Below are 21,581 nucleotides of genomic sequence, written 5' to 3' on the forward strand. Positions count from 1 at the left end.
CCCGTGTGGTGTCCTATCCCCTCTGACCGTGCCGAGAAGCACAGGGCCTGGGGTGAGCGCGTGCCGAAGGACACGCGCATCGTTGTCAAGCTTGCCGCAGCTGTTTGAGCGGAGTTCGAAGAACGCAGCGAGTTCTGCGGCACACCCCAGGACCGAGCATCGCAGGCTGCCCCCTCGCCTCCGGCGAGGGGGACACGGGCAGCGGGGTCGCCTTTTCTTTGCCTTCTTTCTTTTGGCGACGCAAAAGAAAGAAGGTGCGCCGCCGGGCGCACATCCCGGCCTCCGCCCTCAAACCAAGCACCGAAGAACGAAGAGCAGCAAGCCATCACCGCCCCAAATAAACCTCAATCACCCGCTCATCCGCCTGCACCTGGTCCAAAGTCCCCTGCGCCAACACAGCCCCATCGCACAAGACCGTGACGATCTCCGAGATCGTCCGGATGAACCCCATGTCATGCTCCACCACCATGAGGGAGTGCTTGCCTTTCAGAGTCAAGAACAGCTCGGCCGTCCGCGCCGTCTCATCGTCGGTCATGCCAGCGACAGGCTCGTCCAGCAACAACAGCTTCGGATCCTGCATCAGCAGCATCCCGATCTCCAGCCACTGCTTTTGCCCATGGCTCAGATTGCCCGCCATGCGCGTCACGCTGCCCGCCAGGTGAATCGTGTGCAGCACCTCGGCCAGTCGGTCGGACTGGCCCGAATCCAGGCGGAAGAACATGCTGGACTTCACGCCCTTGTGGGTCTTCAAGGCCAACTCCAGGTTCTCAAACACCGTGAGCTGCTCGAACACCGTGGGCTTCTGGAACTTGCGGCCTATCCCTAAGCTGGCGATCTCGGGCTCGTTGTGGCGCAACAGGTCGATGGTGCTGCCGAAGAACACGGTGCCGCTGTCGGGGCGGGTCTTGCCGGTGATGATGTCCATCATCGTCGTCTTGCCCGCGCCATTGGGGCCGATGATGCAGCGCAGCTCGCCGGGGGCGATATCCAGGCTCAGGTTGTTGATGGCCTTGAAACCGTCGAAGCTCACGTTCACGTCTTCGAGGTAGAGAATGCGGCCGTGGGCCACATCCACCTCGCCGGGCGTGGCGATGCGCGAGAAGCCGGCGGCGCGCCCGCCCGATTCGGTCTGGCCCGGAGCCGCCGGGGCGGCCTTGGCCGCAATGCGGCGCGCGCCCTCTTCCATCAGGTCCGGGGTCATTGCGTGCCTCCCTTCTTGTCGTCGTTGTTCTTCTTGCTGCCGAAACCGAACTTCTTCACCAGGCCCACCACGCCGTTGGGCAGGAACAGCGTGACCGCGATGAACAGCGCACCCAGGAAGTACAGCCAGAACTCGGGAGCCGTCACGGTGAGCCAGCTCTTGGCGCCGTTGACGATGAAGGCGCCCACGATGGGACCGATCAGCGTGGCACGGCCGCCCACGGCTGCCCAGACGGCGATCTCGATGGAGTTGGCGGCGCTCATCTCGCCGGGGTTGATGATGCCGACCTGGGGCACGTACAGCGCGCCGGCCACGCCGCACATCATGGCGCTGATGGTCCAGATGGTGAGCTTGTAGGGCAGCGGCGAGTAGCCCGAGAACATGACACGGGTTTCGGCATCGCGCACGGCCTGCAGCACACGGCCGAACTTGCTGCGCACCAGCCAGCGCGCCAGCAGGAAAAAGGCCAGCAGCGCCACACCCGTCATCACGAACAGCAGCATGCGCATGTTCTGCGTGGCGATGGGCTGTCCCAGGATGCGCTTGAAGTCGGTGAACCCGTTGTTGCCGCCGAAACCCGTCTCGTTGCGGAAGAACAACAGCATGGCCGCGTAGGTCATGGCCTGGGTGATGATGGAAAAGTACACGCCCTTGATGCGCGAGCGGAAGGCGAAGTAGCCGAACACGAAGGCCACGATGCCGGGCACGGCCACCACCAGGATGAGCGTGGCCACAAAACTGTCGGACAGCATCCAGTGCCAGGGCAGCTCCTTCCAGTCGAGGAAGACCATGAAGTCGGGCAGGTCGCTCTTGTAGTTGCCGTCGCGGCCGATCTGGCGCATGAGGTACATGCCCATCACGTAGCCGCCGAGCGCGAAGAACAGGCCATGGCCCAGGCTCAGGATGCCGGTGTAGCCCCAGATCAGGTCCATGGCCAGCGCGCAGATGGCGTAGCACATGATCTTGCCGAGCAGGGCCACGGCATAGTCGGACAGGTGCAGCGGGCTACCGGCCGGCACCCACAGATTGAGCACAGGTGCCACGGCGCACACCACGATGAGCGCCACGATGAAGGCCGACCAGCCGCCGCGCGTGAGCAGCGGCGCGGGTGCGGGCAGTTGGATGGAGGAGGAAGGCGTAGTCGTCGTCATGTTCTGTCTCGATCCGCTCAGTCAGCGGTACGCCCTTTGACCGCGAAGATGCCCTGCGGCCGCTTCTGGATGAAGATGATGATGAACACCAGCACGGCGATCTTGGCCAGCACGGCGCCCGTCCAGCCTTCGAGGAACTTGTTGAGCACGCCAAGGCCGAGCGCGGCATACACGGTGCCGGCCAGCTGGCCCACGCCGCCGAGCACCACCACCATGAACGAATCGACGATGTAGCCCTGGCCCAGGTCCGGGCCCACATTGCCCACCTGGCTGAGGGCACAGCCCGCGAGGCCTGCGATGCCCGAGCCCAGCGCGAAAGCATAGGTGTCCACGCGGGCGGTGTTCACGCCCATGCACGAGGCGATGGGGCGGTTCTGCGTGACGCCGCGCACGAACAGGCCCAGGCGCGTGCGGCTGATGAGGAAGGCCACGCCCCCGAGCACCGCCAGCGCGAAGGCGACGATGATCACCCGGTTCCAGGGCAGCTGCAGGTTTTCCATGAGCTGCACGCCGCCGCTCATCCACGAGGGGTTTTCCACGCCCACGTTCTGCGCGCCGAACACACTGCGCACCAGTTGCTGCAGCATGAGGCTGATGCCCCAGGTGGCCAGCAGCGTCTCCAGCGGGCGGCCGTAGAGGAAGCGGATCACGCCGCGCTCGAGCACCGCGCCCATGAGCGCTGAAGCCATGAAGGCGGCGGGCACGGCCGCCACCAGGTACCAGTCGAACGCGCCGGGGAAGTAGCGCTGGAACACGCCCTGCATGACGTAGGTGGCGTAGGCGCCGATCATCATCAGCTCGCCGTGGGCCATGTTGATCACGCCCATGAGGCCGTAGGTGATGGCCAGCCCCAGCGCCACCAGCAGCAGGATGGAGCCCAGGCTGATGCCCGAGAACATGGCGGCCAGGCGCTCGCCCCACTGCAGGCGCTCTTCCACGGCCTGGAGGGCCGTCTGCAGGGCGGCCTTGACCTTGGGATCCTCTTCGCTGCGCAACTGCTCCAGCAGCACGGTGCGCGTGGCGGGGTTGGCGCTGGCAGCCAGCAGTTGGGTGGCCTCCAGGCGTTTGGCAGCGTCGCTGCTGCTGATGAGGATGCGTGCGCGGATACCTTCCAGGCGCACCTTGAGGCCGGCATCCTGCTCGGCGGCCAGGGCCTTTTCGATCAGCGGCAGGCGGGCTTCGTCGGTCTCTTCGCGCAGGGCGTCGATGGCATTGCGGCGCTGCGCGATGTCGGCGGACATGAGCTGCAGCGAGGCGAGCGCGGTGTCGAACTCGCAGCGCATGCGGTTGTTGTTGACGATGTCTTCGGCATCGTCGGGCACGGGCACCTCGGCGCCGGTCACGGGGTCGGTGCCCTTGCCGTCCTTGATGACGATGGCCTTGCCGCCGGCGATCTTGACCGCGTCGTCGCCCATGGCGCGGATGAAGGCGATGGTGGCCTCGTCGGGCGTGGCGATGGCGGCCTGCAGCGCTGCGATGCGCTCATCGGTGTCGCCAGCCGCCATGGCGCGCGCGGATTGCGCCGTGAGCGCGTGCGCCTGCACGGCTGCGCACAGCAGCAGGCAGGCGAACAAGCGGTGAAAGAGGGATGAAAGCATAGCGGCCAGTGGCGTCAGGAGAATGCGGCGGTGCGCTGGCGTCGCCCCTGGCTTCCATGCGGACCACGCAAGCCAGGGGGAAAGAAGGGAGGCGCGCTGCGCCTCCCGGAACCGGCAACGATCAGAGCTTGCTCTTGCCGTCCGGCTCGTCCTTCTTCTTGTCGTTGCCTTCGATGTAAGGGCTCCATGGCTTGGCCTTGACGGGGCCAGGCGTCTTCCACACCACGTTGAACTGGCCATCGGCCTTGATCTCGCCGATGAACACGCTCTTGTGCAGGTGGTGGTTCTTCTCGTCCATCTTGGAGACGATGCCCGACGGTGCCTTGAAGGTCTGGCCGGCCATGGCGGCGATCACCTTGTCCACGTCGGTGCTCTTGGCCTTCTCGACGGCCTGCTTCCACATGTTGATGCCGATGTAGGTGGCTTCCATCGGGTCGTTGGTGAGCGGCTTGTCCTTGTGGCCGGCAATGCCCTTGGCTTTGGCGTAATCGCTCCACTTCTTGATGAACTCGGTGTTGGCCGGGCTCTTGATGGACTGGAAGTAGTTCCAGGCCGCCAGGTGGCCCACCAGGGGCTTGGTGTCCACGCCGCGCAGCTCTTCCTCGCCCACGGAGAAGGCGACGACCGGCACGTCCTTGGCCTTCAGGCCCGCGTTGCCCAGTTCCTTGTAGAAGGGCACGTTGGAGTCGCCGTTGATGGTGGAGACCACGGCCGTCTTGCCACCCTGGCTGAACTTCTTGATGTCGGCCACGATGGTCTGGTAGTCCGAATGGCCGAAGGGGGTGTACTTCTCGTCGATGTCGCTGTCCTTCACGCCCTTGGACTTGAGGTAGGCGCGCAGGATCTTGTTGGTGGTGCGGGGGTAGACGTAGTCGGTGCCCAGCAGCACCCAGCGCTTGGCGCTGCCGCCGTCCTTGCTCATCAGGTAGTCCACCGCGGGGATGGCCTGCTGGTTGGGCGCGGCGCCGGTGTAGAACACGTTCTTCGACAGCTCTTCACCCTCGTACTGCACGGGATAGAAGAGCAGGCCGTTCATTTCCTCGACCACGGGCAGCACGGACTTGCGGCTCACCGAGGTCCAGCAGCCGAAGATCACCGAGACCTTGTCCTGGCCCAGCAGCTGCTTGGTCTTCTCGGCGAACAGGGGCCAGTTGGAGGCAGGGTCCACCACCACGGGTTCGAGCTTCTTGCCCAGGACACCGCCCTTGGCGTTGATCTCGTCGATGGCCATCAGCACGGTGTCTTTCAACACGGTTTCCAAGATGGCCATGGTGCCCGAGAGGCTGTGCAGGATGCCGACCTTGATGGTGTCCTGCGCATGGGCTGGCAGTGCAGACAGGCCAGCGAGCGTAGCGACGGCCGCAAGGGCCTTGAGGGAATAACGACGTTGCATGTGTGCTTCTCCAGTGGAAGGGGTGGTGGTTCAACAAACCGCTTCGCCCGATGGCGCCTGGATGGGCGCCTTGGTCGGTCGATGGAATGGATTCTGGAGAGCGCACCCCGGATCGCAAATACGCCGGGTGGCGTACACGGCCGGTTACAGGAGGGGCTTCAATCACCACCCGCCCTTTGCTGGACGGGCACTTGAAGCTACTGAAAAAATAGCTTCACAGGCATCCTCGGCATGCGCCGCCGCTCAGCGCGCCGGCCGCTGGAGTGCGTGCACCGTGGTGGTCTTGCGCACCGGGCTGGACAGCACCAGCGAGGTGGTGACGCCACCGTGCCTTGCCAGCGAATCCACCACGCGCTGCAGGTCCTCGGGCTCGGCGATGGCGCAGCGCACGATGAAGCAGTCCTCGCCCGTGACGCGGTCGGCCTCCAGCACCTCGGGCATTGCCGCGAACAGCTTCAGGTAGGGCGCGATGCCGGCATGCGTGGTCTGGATGCGGATGAGGGCCTGCAGCCGCACGCCGATGGCGCGCAGGTTGACGCGCGCGCCATAGCCTTCGATGACGCCCGCGTCTTCGAGCTTGCGCACGCGCTCGCTCATGGCCGGCTGGGACAGGCCGATGCGCTTGCCCAGGGCCGCCAGGCTCTGGCGGGCATCGGCCTGCAGGGCTTCGAGGATGAGCCAGTCCTTCTTGTCGAGTTCCATGCTGCTGCGTATTGAACGGGGTTGGGCGGTGGCCGATCATCCATCGGTTTGGCGCCCATTATTTCGATGCCTGCTGCTTCACGCAGCACCGACAGGCCTATATGGTGCATGACCTGCGGCCAGTGGTGGCCGATTCCTCCGAGGAAACAGACCCCATGCAGCTGGTTGGAATGCTCGACTCTCCCTTTGTCCGCCGCGTCGCCATCGCGCTCACGGTGCTCGGTGTGCCCTTTGAGCACCGGCCACTGTCGGTGTTCAGCACCTTCGATGCCTTCGGCCGCATCAACCCCGTGGTCAAGGCGCCCACGCTGGTCTGCGACGACGGCGGCGTGCTCATGGACTCGACGCTGATCCTGCAATGGGCGGCTACGCTGTCCCCGCGCCGGCTGCAGCCGGCGGGCGGCGCGGCGCTGCACCACGCGCTGCGCCTCACGGGCCTGGCGCTGGCCGTGTGCGAGAAGGCGGTGCAGATCGTTTACGAGCACAAGCTGCGCCCCACCGAGAAGCTGCACGCCCCCTGGCTGGAGCGTGTGACCGGCCAGTTGCTGGCCGCGTGCGCGCTGCTGGAGGACGAGCTGGCACGCGCGCCCCTGCCCGCGCCCGCGCAGGAGATCGGCGATGCCGGCATCACCATTGCCGTGGCCTGGGATTTCCTGCAGATGATGGTGCCCGACACCGTAGCGGCGGCGGGCTACCCGACGCTGGCCGCCTATGCGGAGCAGGCGGAGCGCTTGCCGGCCTTTGCCACACTGCCTGCGCGCTGAATCGGGCGCTTGTGTCGCCTGGGCGCATCGCGCCGGGACTCCTGCCGGTATACGATGGCTTCCTACCCATCGCTGCGACGAGAGGCAGGCAACAACCATGGTGAAACGACGCACAGTGCTCTGGGCCGGCGCGGCCACAGCGGGCGCGCTGGTGATTGGCTGGGGGGCCCTGCCCCCGCGCCAGCGCCTGCGCACGGGCGCGCCGCTGCCCACGGCGGGCGGGCAGGCAGCGCTCAATGGATGGCTCAAGATCGGCGCGGACAACACCGTCACGGTGATGATGGCCAAGGCGGAGATGGGCCAGGGCACGCACACCGGCCTGGCAGCCATCCTGGCCGAGGAGCTCGATGCCGACTGGCCCCAGGTGCGGCTGGAGATGGCGCCCATCGATGACATCTACAACAACCTGGCCACCGTGGTCGATGGCCTGCCCTTCCACCCGGACAACGATGGTTCCATCAAGGCCGTGGCCGGCTGGCTCACCGCCAAGGCCATGCGCGAGGTGGGCGTGATGATGACGGGCGGCTCGTCCAGCATCAAGGACCTGTGGCTGCCCATGCGCGAGGCCGGCGCCAGCGCCCGGGCCATGCTGGTGCGCGCGGCGGCCGCGCAGTGGAACGTGCAGGCCACCGAGTGCAGCGTGCAGGCCGGTGTGGTGGAGCATGCCGCGGGCCAGCGCGCCAGCTTTGGCGAACTCGCGGCCCTGGCCGCGCAGCAGCCGCTGCCCGGCAAGGTGGCGCTCAAGGAGGCCGCACAGTTCCGCCTGATCGGCAAACCGCTCACGCGCATCGAGGCGCGCAGCAAGCTCGACGGCACGGCGGTGTTCGGCATCGACGCGAATCCGCCGGGCATGCTGCATGCCGCCGTGGTGATGTGCCCCACACGCGGCGGGACATTGGCGCGCATGGACGGCGCGGCCGCGGAGAAGCTGCCCGGTGTGAAGAAGGTGCTGGCGGTGGAGGCCCTGAACGGTGGCACCGGCGCGGTGGCCGTGATTGCCAATACGCCCTGGCACGCGCGCAAGGCGGTGGCCGCCGTCACGGTGGAATGGGACCACGGCCCGGCGGCCGCGCTGTCGAGTGCGGCGGTGTATGAACAACTGGCCCAGGCACTGGACCAGGCCAAGGGCTTCGGCTACCACCAGAGTGGCGATGCCGAGGCGGCCATGCAGGGCGCGGTGCGCACCATCACGGCCGACTACCGCGCGCCCTACCTGGCGCATGCGGCGCTGGAGCCGATCAACTGCACGGTGCAGTTCAAGGACGGAGCGGCGACGGTGTGGACCTCCACCCAGGTGCCCGACCTGGCGCGCGCGGCAGCCGCCAAGGTGCTGGGCATCGCCGAAGACAAGGTGGACGTGCGCCAGCTGCTGCTGGGCGGCGGATTCGGCCGCCGGCTGGAGGTGGATTACGTGGCCCAGGCGGCCGCCATCGCGCGCGCGGCCGGTGGCGCACCCGTGCAGACGCTGTGGACGCGCGAGCAGGACACGCAGCACGATTTCTACCGCCCCGCGTGCATGGCCCGCTTCAAGGCGGGCTTCGATGCGCAGGGCAAGCTGGTGGCCTGGGACAATCTCTCGGTGGGCCAGGCCATCGTGCCCCAGGTGCTCGGCCGCATCTTCGGCCTGCCCGGCGCCGGGCCGGACAAGACCACGTCGGAAGGTGCTTTCGACCAGCCCTACGAGTGGCCCCATGCGCGCGTTGCCCACGAGATCCTCGCACTGCCGCTGCCCGTGGGCTTCTGGCGTTCGGTCGGACACTCGCACCAGGCCTTCTTCAAGGAAAGCTTCATGGACGAGGCGGCGGCAGCCGCGGGCCAGGACCCGGTGGCGTTTCGCGCCGGCCTGCTGCAAAAGCACCCACGCCATCTGCATGTGCTGAAGACGGCCGCCGAACTGGCCGGCTGGGGCCAGCCGCTGGCGGCCGATGCATCCGGCGCGAAGCGCGCGCGGGGCGTTGCTCTGCACCAGTCCTTCGGCTCCATCGTCGCGCAGGTGGCCGAGGTGTCGGTGGCGGCCGACAGCAAGGCCATCCGCGTGCACCGTGTGGTCTGTGTGATCGACTGCGGAGCGGCCATCAACCCCAACCTCATCACCCAGCAGATGGAAAGCGCCGTGGTCTTCGGCCTCACGGCTGCACTGCACGGCGAGATCACCGTGGACAAGGGCCAGGTACAGCAGGCCAACTTCCACGACTACCCGCTGCTGCGCATGGCCGATTGCCCGCGCATCGAGGTCCGCATCATTCCGAGCACCGAGCCACCCGAGGGCGTGGGCGAACCGGGCGTGCCCCCGATTGCCCCCGCCGTGGCCAACGCCCTCTTCGCGCTGAACGGCCAGCGCCTGCGCAGCCTGCCTTTGCGCGTGGCCTGAACCAACTGCTCCAGGAGACTCCCCCATGCCCACCACCCTTCGCATCAACGGCAAGGCCGTCTCAGTGAACGCCGAGCCCGACACCCCGCTGCTGTGGGTGCTGCGCGGCGAGCTGCACATGAACGGCACCAAATTCGGCTGCGGCATGGCCCTGTGCGGCGCCTGCACCGTTCACCTGAACGGCGAGCCCACGCGCGCCTGCATCACGCCGCTGTCGGCCGTGGGCGACGGGGACATCACCACCATCGAAGGGCTTGCAGGACCGCAGGCCGAGGCCTTGCGCAATGCCTGGACCGTGCTGGACGTGGCCCAATGCGGCTACTGCCAGAGCGGCCAGCTCATGTCGGCCTGCGCCCTGCTCACCAAGACCGCGCGGCCCACCGATGCGGACATCGACACTGCCATGTCAGGCAATGCCTGCCGCTGCGGCACCTACCCGCGCATCCGTGCGGCCATCCACCAGGCCGCAGGCACGCCACCGGGCTAAGAACCTGTTCAAAGGCCAAGGGGCAACATACAGAAGGAAGTGCGGGGCCGTGGCCTGTGTGTGGCGGCGTTCCGCCCCAAGGGCAGCCGTGCGTCAGTTGGCCAATACACGGCCTTCGGCGGTGTCGGGATCCAGCACGACCAGGATATCGTTACGAGCATGGGGCCCGGGTGCCGCCATCTGCACGTTGTTGCGCCCGGCCTGCTTGGCCCGGTAGAGGGCCTTGTCGGCGGTATTGACCAGTTCCTCGAAGCTCGCGCCACGCACATCGTCAAGGGTCGCCACGCCGATGCTCACGGTGACGGTGACGCAGGCGCCGTCACCATCCACCAGCACATTGTGGGCCGATACGGCATTGCGCAGCGATTCGGCCATGCGCAGCGCGCTCTTGGTATCGATGCCCGGCAGGACGATGACGAACTCCTCGCCACCAAAGCGCGCCACGATGTCCACCGCCGTGCGCGAACGCGCCAGGCAGGCCTGGGCCACGGCGCAGATCACCCGGTCACCGGCCAGGTGGCCCCAGGCGTCGTTGACGGCCTTGAAGTGGTCGATGTCCACCACCATCAACGACAGCGGCTGGCCCAGCTGCGCGGTGCGCAGGCACTCGCGCGCGCCCAGGTCCATCAGCGTGCGCCGGTTGGACAGGCCGGTGAGCGCATCGCAGGCAGCGAGTTGCTCCAGCGCCGTGTTCAGCTGCTGCAGCAGCTCGTTCTGCTCGCGCAGCTGGCGGTTGATCTGGGCGATCTCGTCTTCCTTGCGCTTGCGGTCGTCGATGTTGAAGGTCACACCGATCAGGCGCTTGCCCGGGGTGTCGGTGTGGCCATCCATGATGCGGCCATAGTTGGCGTACCAGACCCATTCGCCGCCCTTGTTGCGCAGGCGGAACTCGCAGCGGTACTGCGGCGTGACGCCGGACACGTGGTCGGACACCGCACGCTGCACGATGGCCAGGTCATCGGGATGGAACAGGCCGTAGACGTCCTGCAGCCCCGAGACGATCTCCTCTTCGGTGAACCCCAGCTCCAGAAAGGTCTTGGTGGCCTTGCGCGTGACGGTGCCGGTGAGCAGGTCGTTTTCCCACAGATCCAGGCCGGCCGCCTCGAGCGCCAACTCCAGCCGGTCCCGGTTCAGGTCTGCTTCACCCATGGGGTCCCGCCCGTCCACGCATCAGGCCGACGGCATGGCGCCCGCGTAGCCGATGTTGCGCAGCAGCCCCGCAAACGATGCCACCACGCCCGGCGTGTTGTACAACAGGGAGGCGGTCTGCACCTGGATGATGCTGACCTGCTTGCCGGTGCTCTGGCCGGTGGCGGCGTCGAAATAGATGGCCAGGTCATCGCTGGCATTGGAGAAGCCCCGGCCCGTGCTCTCGGAGTAGTAGCAGATCGAATCGGGCGCGATGATGTCGGGCGAGGTGCTCGCCGTGCTGTACATGAGGAGGTTCTCGTTCAGGTTGTACAGGTAATGGGTCTCGGTGCTCTGCGAGGGGTCCTGCGTGTTGTCCAGGCGGATGATGCCCGAATCGAGCGAGGCGCTGGAGGTGGACTGGGTGACGGCGGTGATGTAGAAGTTTTTCAGCACGACCTTGGCCGGCCGGCCGGTGAGCGAAGTGATCTTGGCGGCGACATCGCTCGTGGCCTGGGGGCTGCCTGCGCCCAGCAGGTAGGCACCCAGCTGCCGCGCCTGCTCCATCGTGCCGGGGATGTAGTTGCCCGACAGGGCGAAGTTGTTGTTGGCGTTGGACGGCCACATGGCAATGCCGGAATAGCCACCAAAGCCGCCGACCACGCCCCCGGCGAGCGATTCCACCTGGGCTGCCGTGGGCGCACCGAGGACGGAGGATTGGATCTGCGAAGGATCGGCGACATCGTTGGCCAGGGCGCAGGGAGTGGGCGCCAACTGGGCCCCTCCGGTGAAGGTGGTTTGCGGCAGCTCGGGCACCGCCCGGCCGGCCCCGTCGCCATCGACGACCCAGACCGTGCCATTGGACAGGGCCGCGCCGATCAGCGGCACCAGGGAGTTGATGGGCCCGATCTCCACCGGAATGAAGCAACCCAGCAGGATGCCGGTGTTCAACTCCATCACTGCCACGGTATTGGTGATGGAATTCTGGATCGTTGTGAGGTCCAGGCTGTCGGCCGCATCGGGCGAGCCCATGATGGCCAGCACGCAGGCCGGGGTGGCGCCATCGTAGTCCTTGACGGTGACCTGTCCACTGAAGCCCTGGGCGGCCAGCTCCTGCAGGATACTGCAGGCATCGTTGTAGCTGCCCCCTCCACCGCTTGCCAACACGGCAGCACCCGCTGCAATGGATTGAAAATCGGCAAGCCCGTAGCTGTAAGTTCCCATTTGGATCCCTCTCTCTTGACGAATGGCTGGGACGATACGCCTAGCCGGTCGATTGTCAACCCGCAGCTTAACTTCTGGCGCCAATGACGCCAAAGGCACCACAGTGCCAGGTAACCACTCTGGCCGAGTGCTGCCGCTTCGCCTATGCTCTGTCAAGCCGTTGTCATCCTGAGTGCCCCTATTTCCTGCGACCACCATGAGCCCTACCGAAACCTCCGTCATCTACGGCACCGAAGACCTGCTGATCAGCCTGTGCAACTCGGTCACCCGCGTGCTCAACGTCGCCACGCACAGCCAGATCCATTACTCGGGCATGGTGCAGCGCATCAGCAAGACCTGCCTGAAGCCGGACATCGGCTGCTTCGTGTTGTTCGATGGGGGTTTCTCGGGCCTGGTGATCATCAACTTCTCGGCCCAGGCCGCGATGGAGCTGTATTCAAGCTACCTGCTGAACATGGGCATGTCCAAGGACGACCTGGTCTCCTCCTACACCTCGGACGAGGTCGCCAACGTGATGGGCGAGCTCATGAACCAGGTGGTGGGCGACTTCACCGGCAAGGTGCGGCGCGAACTGCAGACCCACATCACGCAGAACCAGCCCAAGATGCTGGTGCTCAACAAGCAGGTGATGCTCAGCGTGGACGCCAACCTGGACAAGCCCGAGGCCCGGCGCGTGACTTTCTATACCGCCAGCAACAACATCTTCTACCTGGAGCTGGCCATCGACCGCACCGAATTCATCAAGGCGGTGGATTTCGAGGCCCAGGACACACCCGACGCCGATGCCCTGATGTCGCAGAATGCACGCGGCACACAAGGCGAAGCCCCGGCGCCTGCCCCCGCGCCCGCAGCGGACGCCGGTGGCGGCGGCTCCGACACGGACGAGCTGCTCAAGTCGCTGGGCATGTAGGCTCCCCGCCCCGGCCCACGCGCCGCCCGGGCTGCAGACGCGGCGCAGGGGTCATGCCGGCATGGCCACGGCCTGTGCCATGCGCGCCGCCAGCGCACCCTGGCGTGCACGCAGAAAGGCGCGCAGCCGGTCCCCATAGTCCGCACCCACGGCACCGGCCACCGAGGGCCGGGCCGCCAGCGCCGCGCGCCAGACCGCCACATGGGGCAGGCCGGTGAACACGCCGAAATCGCCGATCCGGTCGAACACGTCGAAGTAGCGGAACACCGGACCAAAGCCCGCATCGACCAATGTAAAGCGCGCCCCCGCAAAGTAAGGGCCCGCTTCCGAGCGCAAGGCCAGCTGTGCCTCGACCTGCGCGAACATGCGCTGCAGGGCCGCGGCCCGGTCGGCCAGCGCGGCCTCGTCGGGTGCGCTGTAGAACGCGCCTATGGCCGAGAGCACGGCCGAACCGAACTCCATCCAGCCCCGGTGCCGGGCACGGGCCAGCGCATCCTGCGGGTGCAGGCGGGGCGCCACAGTCTCGTCCAGGTACTCGCAGATCACGGCCGATTCGAAGACAGGCTGGCCATCGACCAGCAGTACGGGCGTCTTGCCCAGCGGCGACAGTTGCAGAAACCAGGCGGGTTTGTCGCCCAGGTCGATGTCGATGCGTTCGTTGGCGATGCCCTTTTCCGCCATGGCGACGGCGGCCCTCTGGACATAGGGGCACAGGGGATGGCTGATGAGGGTGAGTGCGTGGGGCATGGCAAGGATCCTTGAAGGGTGGGAGCCCTGAATCTATGATTGCACCAGCGAAATCAAAATACGCAATACTGCAAACCATGCTTGCGCCAACGCAATCCCCGGCCACCCCTTTCCAGTTGGGCGCCAGCGACCTGGAGAACCTGCTGGCCCTGGTGCGAGCGGGCACGCTGGCAGGCGCCGGCGAGCGCCTGGGGGTGGATCCGTCCACGGTATTCCGCACCCTGCAGCGCATCGAGCGCGGACTCGGGCAGGCGCTGTTCACCCGCTCGCGCTCGGGCTACCAGGCGCTGGAGCTGGCGCAGACCCTGGCCGGGCACGCGGAGCAGCTGGAATCGGCGCTGGAATCGGCGCGCTCCGCCGCGCAACAGCGGCCCGAGCGGGTATCGGGCACGGTGCGCATCACCACCACCGACACCATCCTGCACGGCCTGGTGGCACCCGCGCTGCTGGCACTGCAGGGCCAGCACCCGCTGCTGCAGTTCGAGCTGCACGCGGGCAACGACCTGGCCAGCCTGACCCGGCGCGACACGGACATCGCCGTGCGCGCCACGCGCCGCCCGCCGGCCCATCTGGTGGGCCGGCAGGTGGGGCCCATCCGCATGGCCCTGTATGCCGCACGCCAGGGCCCGGTGCAGCAACTGGCCGACGTGCACGCCGACCACGACTGGGTGGCGCCCGACGATGCGCTGCCCGAGCATCCCTCGGTGGTATGGCGCAAGCGGCACTTTCCGAAGGCGGTGGCGCGCTACCGCGTGGGCAGCATCCTCACCGTGATGGAGCTGGTGGCCCTGGGGCTGGGCGTGGGCGTGCTGCCGGTCTTCCTGGCGCAGCAGCACCCCGGCCTGGTGGCGCTGACCGGCGCACTCGAAGAGTGCGAGACCGGGCTGTGGCTGCTCACCCATCCCGAGTCGCGCCACCTGCGCCGCGTGGCCACGGTGTACAGCCACCTGGCGCACACGCTGGTGCTGGAGTGAGTGACGCGGGTCTGCCATCCTGGATTTCACCCCGCGATGCATGCGGGAAACAACCCCTTCACGCCATAAGACAGGCAACCTGGGTTTACCCTTGGACCATGCGACCCTTACCCCGCGTTTTGATCGTCGATGACGAACCCGCGATTGCAGAACTGATCTCCGTGAATTTGCGGCACAACGGGTTTTCCCCATCCTGGGTCGAGGATGGGGAGGCCGCCCAGCGGGAGTTCGAGAGCGAACTGCCGGATGTCGTGCTTCTCGACTGGATGCTGCCGGGTGACAACGGTCTGGCCCTGGCCCGCAAATGGCGCGGCGATGAACGCACGCGGCGCCTTCCCATCGTGATGCTGACGGCCCGGGGCGATGAGTCGGACAAGGTGGCGGCACTCGATGCCGGTGCCGACGACTATGTCACCAAGCCGTTTTCCACGCAGGAACTGCTGGCCCGCATCCGCGCCGTGATGCGGCGCAACCCGGCCGACCCGGCCGGCAACCAGGTGAGCACCGGAGACCTGGTCCTCCACGCGGCGACCCCTTCAAGGGCCAGCAACTGAGGCTCGGGCCAAGGGAGTTCAAGCTGCTGCACCACCTGATGGCCCATGCCGAGCGGATCCACACCCGCTCGCAACTGCTGGACTCGGTCTGGAACGACAACCCGCTCATCGAGGAGCGCAGCGTCGATGTCCATGTGAAGCGGCTGCGCGAGACCCTGGGAGAGGCCGGCGCCATGATCGAGACCGTGCGGGGCGCCGGGTACCGGCTGACGGCGCACCTGGCGCCACGGTCGCAGGCAGCTGGCTGAAGGCGGCGGCTGGCGCGGGGCCCTGAGCGCAGGCGACAGGGAGTCGGGCACGGATGCTGCATGCTGTCCGATACTCGGCAGCTGGGGAGGCCGCGGCACGCAACTGCCGGGCATCCAGCGCCCCGGGCCTTGCCGCTGCACCACCGCCACCTCTTCATCGAATTTCGAACCACTTACCATGGGCCCTGCGCCGAATGTCCTGTTCGTGTCTGCCGAGAATGCTGTCCGCAGCCAGTTGGCGGAGTCCTGCCTGCGCCACGTCGGCAAAGGCCGCTTTGGCGCATTTTCGTGCGGTGTACCGGGGCGGGCGGCGGCCACGGTGAGCCCGGTCGCGCTGGAAGTGCTGCACCGCGCGGGCATGCCCATTGCCCGCCTGGCACCCAAGGGCTGGGACCAGTTTCTGGCGCCAAGCGGAACGCGCATCGACATCATCGTGGCGCTCGATGCTGAAACCGCGCACCACCACCCACCCTGGCCCTGGCAGGCGCACAGCGCGCAGTGGGCCTACCCGCCGCTGCTGCACACCTTGGCGCCGGTGGCCAACCGGGTGCAGGAGGCAGAGCGCACGCTGCATTCGCTGCGCCACCGGATCGAGCTCGTGGTGACCCTGCACGCCAGCGGCAAGCTGCAGCGTGATGACTGGCAAGGCATTGGCGATGCGCCGCCGCCCGTTGCGCTGGAGCACGCCCCGCGGCCGGGGCCTGCATAGCCGCTACCGGGTCTGCGCGATCAACTCCCGGTCAATTCCGTTTTCCGCGCACAGCTCCGAAAGATCCTTCATGGCCGCCTCGAGGTGCCCCTGGGTGAAGGTGAGCTCCGCCACCAGCACATCGTCGCGTCCGTCCACCAGCACCCGGATGCTCCGGTCGCCATCCAGGGCGCGCCAGACGGTGATGGCACTGAGCGCATCGGTGGCCGCGCTGGCCCGGGACCTGGGAGCGCCCTGCGCGGCACGAACGAATCTGAACGATTGGGATATGTTGCGCATCTTGGTCGGCGGTCCACCAACGAGCCACGCCGCGTGGTACCAAACCCCATGCTACGCGGTGTTTTAGACGGCACCGTGTCAGACGCGAAGACATTGCGGTGCGCGTGGCGCAGGCGCACCGCAGGCTGCGCCCGGCGCGGGCGGTAGGGGCCCCTCAGTGCGGGTCGGAGCGGCGCTCGCCGAACAGCCCGGCCTGTCCTGACGGTGGACCGCTGGCGCCCAGCATCTGCACGAACTGCGCGAGCAGCGGGTCTTCAATGAAGCGGGCGGCGGACGATGCGGCCAGCAGTTGCTCCGGCAGCTGGGGCCGCGCGACGATGAAGCCCTGCACATAGTCCACGCCGATCTCGGCCAGGGTCTGTACGGTGGCCTGGTCCTCGGCCCATTCGGCAATGGTCTTCATCCCCAGGTTGCGCGCAAGGCTCACGATGGCCTCGACGATGGCCACGTTGGCCGGGTGGCGGTTCATGTTGACGATGAAGTTGCCGTCGATCTTGAGCAGGTCGGATGGCAGGTCCTTGAGGTAGGAGAACGAGGTGTAGCCCGCGCCGAAGTCGTCCAGCGCCACCTTGGCGCCGTAGGAGCGCACCTGGCTGATGAAGCGGCGCGTGTTCTCCAGGTCGTGCAGGGCCACGCTTTCGGTGATCTCCAGGCACAGCCAGCTGGCCAGGTGCGGGTGCTCGTCGAACAGGGCGAACACGTCGTCGATGAAGGCCTCGTCGTTGAGCGAGGCGCCGCTCAGGTTCAGGCATACGAACTGGGTACGCCCCAACTGGCCGTGGTGCTTATCCAGCCATTCGAACACGGTGCCCAGCACCCAGCGGTCGATGACGCCCATGCGCCCGCTGTGTTCGCCTGCGGCGATCAGCCGGGGTGTGGGCACCAGCGCGCCGCTGGCGTCGCGCATGCGCAGCAGCACTTCAAAGTTGAGCGACTCGGTCGGTGCGGTGAGCGACATGATGGGCTGCATCTCCAGGTACAGGCCTTCGATGCGCTCGTCCGACGACAGGCGCTCCACCAGCTTCATCTCGGTCTCGTGGGCGATCAGGCCGGGCGCGTCGCGCTCGTACACGGCCAGGCCCTGGTGCAGGCCGCGCTTGGCATCGCGGCAGGCATGGTCGGCGGTGGAGACCACGTCGCGGATGCTGCTGCCCTGCGCAACCTCGATCAGGCCGATGGAACCGCGCACGTGGAACGAGCGCGCGCCCACGCGGTAGGGGCTGGTGCAGATGCTGGAGACGATACCCTGGCTGATGAGCCGGGCCAGGGTGATGTGCGTGTCGGGGAAGACGATGAGGAACTCGTCGCCGCCCACGCGCCCGATCTGCATGTTGCCCGAGAGCATCTGCGAGACGCGCGCGCACACCTGCTGCAGCACTTCGTCGCCGGCGGCATGGCCGAACAGGTCGTTGATGAGCTTGAAGCGGTCCAGGTCCAGGTAGGCCAGCGCCAGCGGCTTGCCCTGGTTGCGCTGGGCCAGGGCCGATTCGAGCACCTGCTCGATGCCGCGGCGGTTGAGCACGCGCGTGAGCGCATCGTGGTGGGCCAGCACGCGCAGGTTCTCGGTGGCGCGCGATTTCTCGGTCACGTCCTGCAGCGAGCCTTCGATGCGCCCGCGCGCCAGGGTGGCGCGCACCATGTAGCGCCGGGTCAACTCCCCGTCGTCGCGCCCGCTCACGGTGAACTCGGTTTCCGTCTCGCCCTGGCCGTGCACCATCTGGTCCAGCAGCAGCCAGGCCGCGTCGCCGAACTGCGCGCGCCAGGTGCGCCCGCCGTTGTCCAGCAGGCCTGCGCCCAGCATCTCTTCGAGCGCCGGGTTGGCGCTCAGGAAGCGGCCCTGCAGATCGAGCGTGAACAGGCCGATGGGCATGGCCTCATAGGCGTGCTGCAGCTGGGCCTGCACCTCCAGGCGCTTGACGTGCTCCTGGCGCATCTGCTCGGCGATGGCCAGCGCGGCCAGCAGGCTCGAGGACAGCGCCGCCGTGACGTGGTTGACGGTGCCCACCAGCACCTTCATGCCATAGGCCGCGGCCACGATCTCGGAGAAGCTCGACATGAACGTGACCCCGAGCGATGCGGCATACCACATTGCGACACGCGAGCGGGTCTTGAACACGATGCGCACCAGGCTCACTGTCATCAGCAGCAGCCCCAGGCCGGTGGAGACCCACATCATCGGCAGGTACACGCCATAAGGCAGGAACACGGCGGCCAGCAGCAACGGGATGCAGGCCCACTGCGCGCCATGGATGAAGGGCCCCAGGCGCGAGCGGTCCAGGTCCTCCTGGAACAGGTTCTTGTACAGCGTGATGGTGAGGAGCCCGTAGACCGCCACCGTGATGGCGCGGGCCGGAAACAGCCACGGCGTGGGCACCACATGGCCCAGCCACTGCACGTCCCAGCCAGCGGAGATGGCCCCCACGCGCAGCGTGACCACCAGCCAGGCGGCAAACAGCACGTACAGCGATTGCCGGTTGATCAGCGCCGTCATGAGCACGAACATGCCCAGCACCACCAGGCCGCCTTCGAGCAGGCCCAGGTTGCGGTGGAATTCGAGCACCGAGGCCTGCAGATCGGCCTGGGCCCACCAGTCGGCCTGCAGGCGTGCGGGCCCGACGAAGGCCGCGCGGCACAGCACGCGCTCGCCGGCTCCGGCCTCGGGCAGGCCGAAGCCGGCCTTCATGGGAACCAGGCTGCCGCTGGCCTGCTCACGCGTGGCCTGGCCCAGCGACTCCAGGCTGCGGCCGTCCCAGCAAGCCATGGCCACGGCGTGGCGCGAGGGAAAGAGCACCGAAGGCGGTTGCGCCATGGACGCCGGCAGTTCCACCATGAACCACACCGGCTCCTCGGACAGGTTGGTGTCGTGGAAGGACTTGAGCGGCCGGCCGGCCAGTGCGTCCAGCGCCTGCGCCGGCGTTAGCCCGGCTGCCGCCTGGGGCAGCACGCGCATCATCAGGGTGTGGCCGCCCGCCGACAGGTAATTGCTCTGCCAGAACAGCAGCGCCCACAGGGCGATGCCGCCCATGGCAATGGGGACGATGTAGATGGACAAGGCGCGCAGCAGCCAGTCCACCAGGACTGTGCCGCGCCTTACCGCTTGCCGTGCGTGCTCCTGCAATCGCGCTGACCCCGTTGTTGCGTGTGGATGCGCGGGGCCCCCGAGGCCAAGCGCTGGACGGCGCATGGGCCACGGCCCCGCAAACAGGGGCCGTGGCCACGCGCAAACTTCCATCTTGTCATGGAACACGGGGCCTGCATTGCAAGTCTCGGCGCGTTCCCCCATTTTTGTGGAAGTTTACAAAGCAACGGGGCTCCAAAGACCCGGGCAGGTGTGGCCTTTTTGCCAACAGGTGATGAAGGGAAGTACCAGCAGCAAACTCCATCCCACCCTGACCGGGTAGGCCCGCGCACGGGCGGCGTCGTATTTTTGACCCGCCGGGCGAGAGGAGGGGACGGTGTGTGAAGTCAGCCGCCAGGGCGGCTTCACTTCAGGCAAACATGCGGTTGCTGGTGCACGCAGGCAGCTCCCGGCCCCGTCCGCCACCCACCATGCGGCGCGGGTTGGGCACCGCCACGGCGGTCCGGGTGGCCGGCAGGCTGCGCACCGGCACCGGTCCCATGTCGATGTCGGGGTGCCGGGTGTGGCAAAAGAAATTGAGCGCGGGGTGCTGCGCCTCGTGCCAGCGCGCCGGGCCCGTGCCGATGTCGAAGGCCATCACCCTGTGCGGCAGGTTGCCGGCATGCGCCAGCGGGATGAAGCCGCGTGCGGGGAACAGGTCTTCGAACAGCAATTGCTCATAGTGCCGGTCGATGGGCGCACGGCCCGCGGCGATGGCGTGCTCGATGCCCTGGCGCTCGCAGTACTGGAAAGCGGCCTTGATGAGCACGGTCTTGACCAGACGGCCCATGGTGCCGCCGACGATGCCCAGCCGCGTCACCTCGGCCAGGTGCAGGCCGTCCATCCAGGCCGGCAGGTCCACCGACTGCTCCACGCTCAGCGCATGCAGGCGGTTGCTCTGGATGCGCGCGGTGCCCAGCGGCGACCCATCGAGCTTGGACTCGGCCAACAGCACGACGACGCCCTCCTCGTAATCGGTGGCCTCGGGCTGCAGCAGTTGCTGCGCCAGGCCGGGCACGTGGCGCGCATAGGCCGCATGGCGGATGTGCACCGCCTTGCGCAGGTCGGCCTCGCTCTTGACCAGACGCACCCAGAAGGGCAGGCGCTCCTCCTTGGTGGCCATGCGGTTGAGTTCGTCCATGCGCGTGGGACGCAGAGCGCCACCCCGCACCCGGGCCGGCCGCGTGACAGGCAATGCCACGCCGAAGGCTCGCGACGGCAGTGGCGGGTGCGCACGCAGGGTGGGGGCTGCATTGGCAGCGGAGGACTCAAGCATGATCTGGCCTTGGTGACAAGAAAAAAATGGGCAAATTGCGACAACCCACTGTAGGTTCCGCCCCGGGTTTCTTGAGTCAGGGCCAGGATGGAAATCCTGTCTCTTTTCTTCCGACACACCTGGTGCGAAATTGCCCGACAGGCCTGTCTCCCTGGCGGGTAGTGGCGTGTCCCCTCGGGATCGATGGCAGTTGAAGGCCTTGTCAGCGGGCCGCACGCATGCATGGCAAAAGGGGCCTTGGCGCGACACCTGGCCGTGGCACCTGGGAGGCTCAAGCGCCTTGTGATGCGGGTGCACAGGGCGCAGAGGCTGTAGGCCTGTCCTACACCGGGGCGATGGGCCGTCCTATCCGGGAAGCGCGCCATGGCGCATAGATTGGGGTACGGGATACGCCACCATGGAGGACCCCATGCCCCAGCCCACTTGGAGCGCCAAGCGCGAACGCCAGTACGGCCATATCAAGGACAGCCTGGTCCAGCGCGGCAAGAGCGAGCGCACGGCCGAGCAGATCGCCGCGCGCACCGTGAACAAGGAGCGTGCGCAGCACGGCGAGGCCGAGACCGCCCACCCCAAGACCCTGAAGGACACGCCCGCGCCGGTGCGGGGCGGCCGGCGCTCGCACCAGGGCGCACAGGGCCGCACGCGCGAGCAGCTCTACGAAGATGCGAAGCGCAAGGGCATCCAGGGCCGCTCAAAGATGAACAAGGCCGAGCTGGAGAAGGCCGTAGGCCGCTGAAGCCCGCAGTG

The 21,581-nt window shown here is 67.2% G+C and carries 18 protein-coding genes and 1 pseudogene; 8 read left to right on the forward strand and 11 right to left on the reverse strand.

Annotated features, from left to right (window positions below; genetic code table 11):
- Positions 1 to 325: 325 nt before the first annotated feature.
- From urtD to ACK59X_RS22185, 5 genes are all read right to left on the reverse strand, one after another.
- Positions 326 to 1,201, reverse strand: coding sequence for an urea ABC transporter ATP-binding protein UrtD (urtD, locus tag ACK59X_RS22165; RefSeq protein WP_409960541.1), 876 nt, complete (start codon positions 1,199 to 1,201; stop codon positions 326 to 328).
- On the reverse strand, positions 1,198 to 2,352 hold the full coding sequence (urtC, locus tag ACK59X_RS22170; RefSeq protein ID WP_409960542.1) for an urea ABC transporter permease subunit UrtC: 1,155 nt from the start codon (positions 2,350 to 2,352) through the stop codon (positions 1,198 to 1,200). Before urtC ends, urtD begins: the two co-directional genes overlap by 4 nt.
- 17 nt (positions 2,353 to 2,369) lie before the next feature.
- Complete coding sequence (urtB, locus tag ACK59X_RS22175; RefSeq protein ID WP_409960543.1) at positions 2,370 to 3,950, reverse strand: urea ABC transporter permease subunit UrtB; 1,581 nt, start codon at positions 3,948 to 3,950, stop codon at positions 2,370 to 2,372.
- 121 nt (positions 3,951 to 4,071) lie between these two features.
- Positions 4,072 to 5,343, reverse strand: coding sequence for an urea ABC transporter substrate-binding protein (gene urtA, locus ACK59X_RS22180; protein ID WP_409960544.1), 1,272 nt, complete (start codon positions 5,341 to 5,343; stop codon positions 4,072 to 4,074).
- 243 nt (positions 5,344 to 5,586) lie between these two features.
- Positions 5,587 to 6,045, reverse strand: a complete 459-nt coding sequence (locus ACK59X_RS22185; RefSeq protein ID WP_409960545.1) for an Lrp/AsnC family transcriptional regulator — start codon at positions 6,043 to 6,045, stop codon at positions 5,587 to 5,589.
- A gap of 155 nt (positions 6,046 to 6,200) precedes the next feature.
- On the opposite strand from ACK59X_RS22185, the gene ACK59X_RS22190 reads away from it, so the two are divergent.
- The 3 genes from ACK59X_RS22190 (at position 6,201) to ACK59X_RS22200 (ending at position 9,667) form a co-directional block, all read left to right on the forward strand.
- Positions 6,201 to 6,809 (forward strand): glutathione S-transferase, encoded by a 609-nt coding sequence (locus ACK59X_RS22190; protein ID WP_409960546.1) that lies wholly within the window; start codon positions 6,201 to 6,203, stop codon positions 6,807 to 6,809.
- 97 nt (positions 6,810 to 6,906) lie between these two features.
- Entirely contained in the window at positions 6,907 to 9,180 is a 2,274-nt protein-coding gene (locus tag ACK59X_RS22195; protein ID WP_409960547.1) for a molybdopterin cofactor-binding domain-containing protein, read from the forward strand.
- A 25-nt stretch (positions 9,181 to 9,205) separates the two neighbouring features.
- Entirely contained in the window at positions 9,206 to 9,667 is a 462-nt protein-coding gene (locus tag ACK59X_RS22200) for a (2Fe-2S)-binding protein (protein ID WP_409960548.1), read from the forward strand.
- Positions 9,668 to 9,760: 93 nt separating this feature from the next.
- Here ACK59X_RS22200 and ACK59X_RS22205 read toward each other — a convergent pair whose 3' ends face one another.
- Positions 9,761 to 10,816, reverse strand: a complete 1,056-nt coding sequence (locus tag ACK59X_RS22205) for a diguanylate cyclase (RefSeq protein ID WP_409960549.1) — start codon at positions 10,814 to 10,816, stop codon at positions 9,761 to 9,763.
- Between the two features lie 21 nt (positions 10,817 to 10,837).
- Complete coding sequence (locus tag ACK59X_RS22210; protein WP_409960550.1) at positions 10,838 to 12,019, reverse strand: DUF917 family protein; 1,182 nt, start codon at positions 12,017 to 12,019, stop codon at positions 10,838 to 10,840.
- 196 nt (positions 12,020 to 12,215) lie between these two features.
- Between ACK59X_RS22210 and ACK59X_RS22215 the strand changes: the two genes are divergently transcribed.
- Positions 12,216 to 12,929 (forward strand): DUF3334 family protein, encoded by a 714-nt coding sequence (locus ACK59X_RS22215; RefSeq protein WP_409960551.1) that lies wholly within the window; start codon positions 12,216 to 12,218, stop codon positions 12,927 to 12,929.
- Positions 12,930 to 12,980: 51 nt separating this feature from the next.
- Here the strand turns inward: ACK59X_RS22215 and ACK59X_RS22220 are convergent, their stop codons facing one another.
- Positions 12,981 to 13,676 carry a glutathione S-transferase family protein gene (locus tag ACK59X_RS22220; protein WP_409960552.1) on the reverse strand — a complete coding sequence of 232 codons (696 nt, stop codon included), beginning with the start codon at positions 13,674 to 13,676 and terminating at the stop codon, positions 12,981 to 12,983.
- 77 nt (positions 13,677 to 13,753) lie between these two features.
- On the opposite strand from ACK59X_RS22220, the gene ACK59X_RS22225 reads away from it, so the two are divergent.
- From ACK59X_RS22225 to ACK59X_RS22235, 3 genes and pseudogenes are all read left to right on the forward strand, one after another.
- Positions 13,754 to 14,650, forward strand: coding sequence for a LysR family transcriptional regulator (locus tag ACK59X_RS22225; protein WP_409960553.1), 897 nt, complete (start codon positions 13,754 to 13,756; stop codon positions 14,648 to 14,650).
- A 98-nt stretch (positions 14,651 to 14,748) separates the two neighbouring features.
- A pseudogene (locus ACK59X_RS22230) lies at positions 14,749 to 15,452 on the forward strand (response regulator).
- 205 nt (positions 15,453 to 15,657) lie between these two features.
- A complete protein-coding gene (locus tag ACK59X_RS22235; protein WP_409960554.1) occupies positions 15,658 to 16,161 on the forward strand; it encodes a protein tyrosine phosphatase in 504 nt (167 codons plus the stop codon).
- 3 nt (positions 16,162 to 16,164) lie between these two features.
- On the opposite strand, the gene ACK59X_RS22240 is transcribed toward ACK59X_RS22235, so the two are convergent.
- From ACK59X_RS22240 to ACK59X_RS22250, 3 genes are all read right to left on the reverse strand, one after another.
- A complete protein-coding gene (locus ACK59X_RS22240; RefSeq protein ID WP_409960555.1) occupies positions 16,165 to 16,440 on the reverse strand; it encodes a hypothetical protein in 276 nt (91 codons plus the stop codon).
- 154 nt (positions 16,441 to 16,594) lie between these two features.
- On the reverse strand, positions 16,595 to 19,513 hold the full coding sequence (locus tag ACK59X_RS22245; RefSeq protein ID WP_409960556.1) for an EAL domain-containing protein: 2,919 nt from the start codon (positions 19,511 to 19,513) through the stop codon (positions 16,595 to 16,597).
- Between the two features lie 415 nt (positions 19,514 to 19,928).
- The gene (locus ACK59X_RS22250) at positions 19,929 to 20,834 is read right to left on the reverse strand and encodes a hypothetical protein (protein WP_409960557.1); all 906 of its coding nucleotides are present in this window, start codon (positions 20,832 to 20,834) and stop codon (positions 19,929 to 19,931) included.
- Positions 20,835 to 21,243: 409 nt separating this feature from the next.
- Here ACK59X_RS22250 and ACK59X_RS22255 point away from each other — a divergent pair, with 409 nt between their 5' ends.
- Complete coding sequence (locus ACK59X_RS22255) at positions 21,244 to 21,570, forward strand: plasmid stabilization protein (protein ID WP_409960558.1); 327 nt, start codon at positions 21,244 to 21,246, stop codon at positions 21,568 to 21,570.
- Positions 21,571 to 21,581: the final 11 nt, after the last annotated feature.

The organism is Acidovorax sp., from assembly GCF_046339755.1.
Taxonomy (GTDB): domain Bacteria; phylum Pseudomonadota; class Gammaproteobacteria; order Burkholderiales; family Burkholderiaceae_C; genus Acidovorax.

What these genes read in the sequence shown, in the direction of transcription:
- urtD (WP_409960541.1), bottom strand. Translation starts at nt 1,201, where the DNA reads ATGACCCCGGACCTGATGGAAGAGGGCGCGCGCCGCATTGCGGCCAAG.
- urtC (WP_409960542.1), bottom strand. Translation starts at nt 2,352, where the DNA reads ATGACGACGACTACGCCTTCCTCCTCCATCCAACTGCCCGCACCCGCG.
- urtB (WP_409960543.1), bottom strand. Translation starts at nt 3,950, where the DNA reads ATGCTTTCATCCCTCTTTCACCGCTTGTTCGCCTGCCTGCTGCTGTGC.
- urtA (WP_409960544.1), bottom strand. Translation starts at nt 5,343, where the DNA reads ATGCAACGTCGTTATTCCCTCAAGGCCCTTGCGGCCGTCGCTACGCTC.
- ACK59X_RS22185 (WP_409960545.1), bottom strand. Translation starts at nt 6,045, where the DNA reads ATGGAACTCGACAAGAAGGACTGGCTCATCCTCGAAGCCCTGCAGGCC.
- ACK59X_RS22190 (WP_409960546.1), top strand. Translation starts at nt 6,201, where the DNA reads ATGCAGCTGGTTGGAATGCTCGACTCTCCCTTTGTCCGCCGCGTCGCC.
- ACK59X_RS22195 (WP_409960547.1), top strand. Translation starts at nt 6,907, where the DNA reads ATGGTGAAACGACGCACAGTGCTCTGGGCCGGCGCGGCCACAGCGGGC.
- ACK59X_RS22200 (WP_409960548.1), top strand. Translation starts at nt 9,206, where the DNA reads ATGCCCACCACCCTTCGCATCAACGGCAAGGCCGTCTCAGTGAACGCC.
- ACK59X_RS22205 (WP_409960549.1), bottom strand. Translation starts at nt 10,816, where the DNA reads ATGGGTGAAGCAGACCTGAACCGGGACCGGCTGGAGTTGGCGCTCGAG.
- ACK59X_RS22210 (WP_409960550.1), bottom strand. Translation starts at nt 12,019, where the DNA reads ATGGGAACTTACAGCTACGGGCTTGCCGATTTTCAATCCATTGCAGCG.
- ACK59X_RS22215 (WP_409960551.1), top strand. Translation starts at nt 12,216, where the DNA reads ATGAGCCCTACCGAAACCTCCGTCATCTACGGCACCGAAGACCTGCTG.
- ACK59X_RS22220 (WP_409960552.1), bottom strand. Translation starts at nt 13,676, where the DNA reads ATGCCCCACGCACTCACCCTCATCAGCCATCCCCTGTGCCCCTATGTC.
- ACK59X_RS22225 (WP_409960553.1), top strand. Translation starts at nt 13,754, where the DNA reads ATGCTTGCGCCAACGCAATCCCCGGCCACCCCTTTCCAGTTGGGCGCC.
- ACK59X_RS22240 (WP_409960555.1), bottom strand. Translation starts at nt 16,440, where the DNA reads ATGCGCAACATATCCCAATCGTTCAGATTCGTTCGTGCCGCGCAGGGC.
- ACK59X_RS22250 (WP_409960557.1), bottom strand. Translation starts at nt 20,834, where the DNA reads ATGCTTGAGTCCTCCGCTGCCAATGCAGCCCCCACCCTGCGTGCGCAC.
- ACK59X_RS22255 (WP_409960558.1), top strand. Translation starts at nt 21,244, where the DNA reads ATGCCCCAGCCCACTTGGAGCGCCAAGCGCGAACGCCAGTACGGCCAT.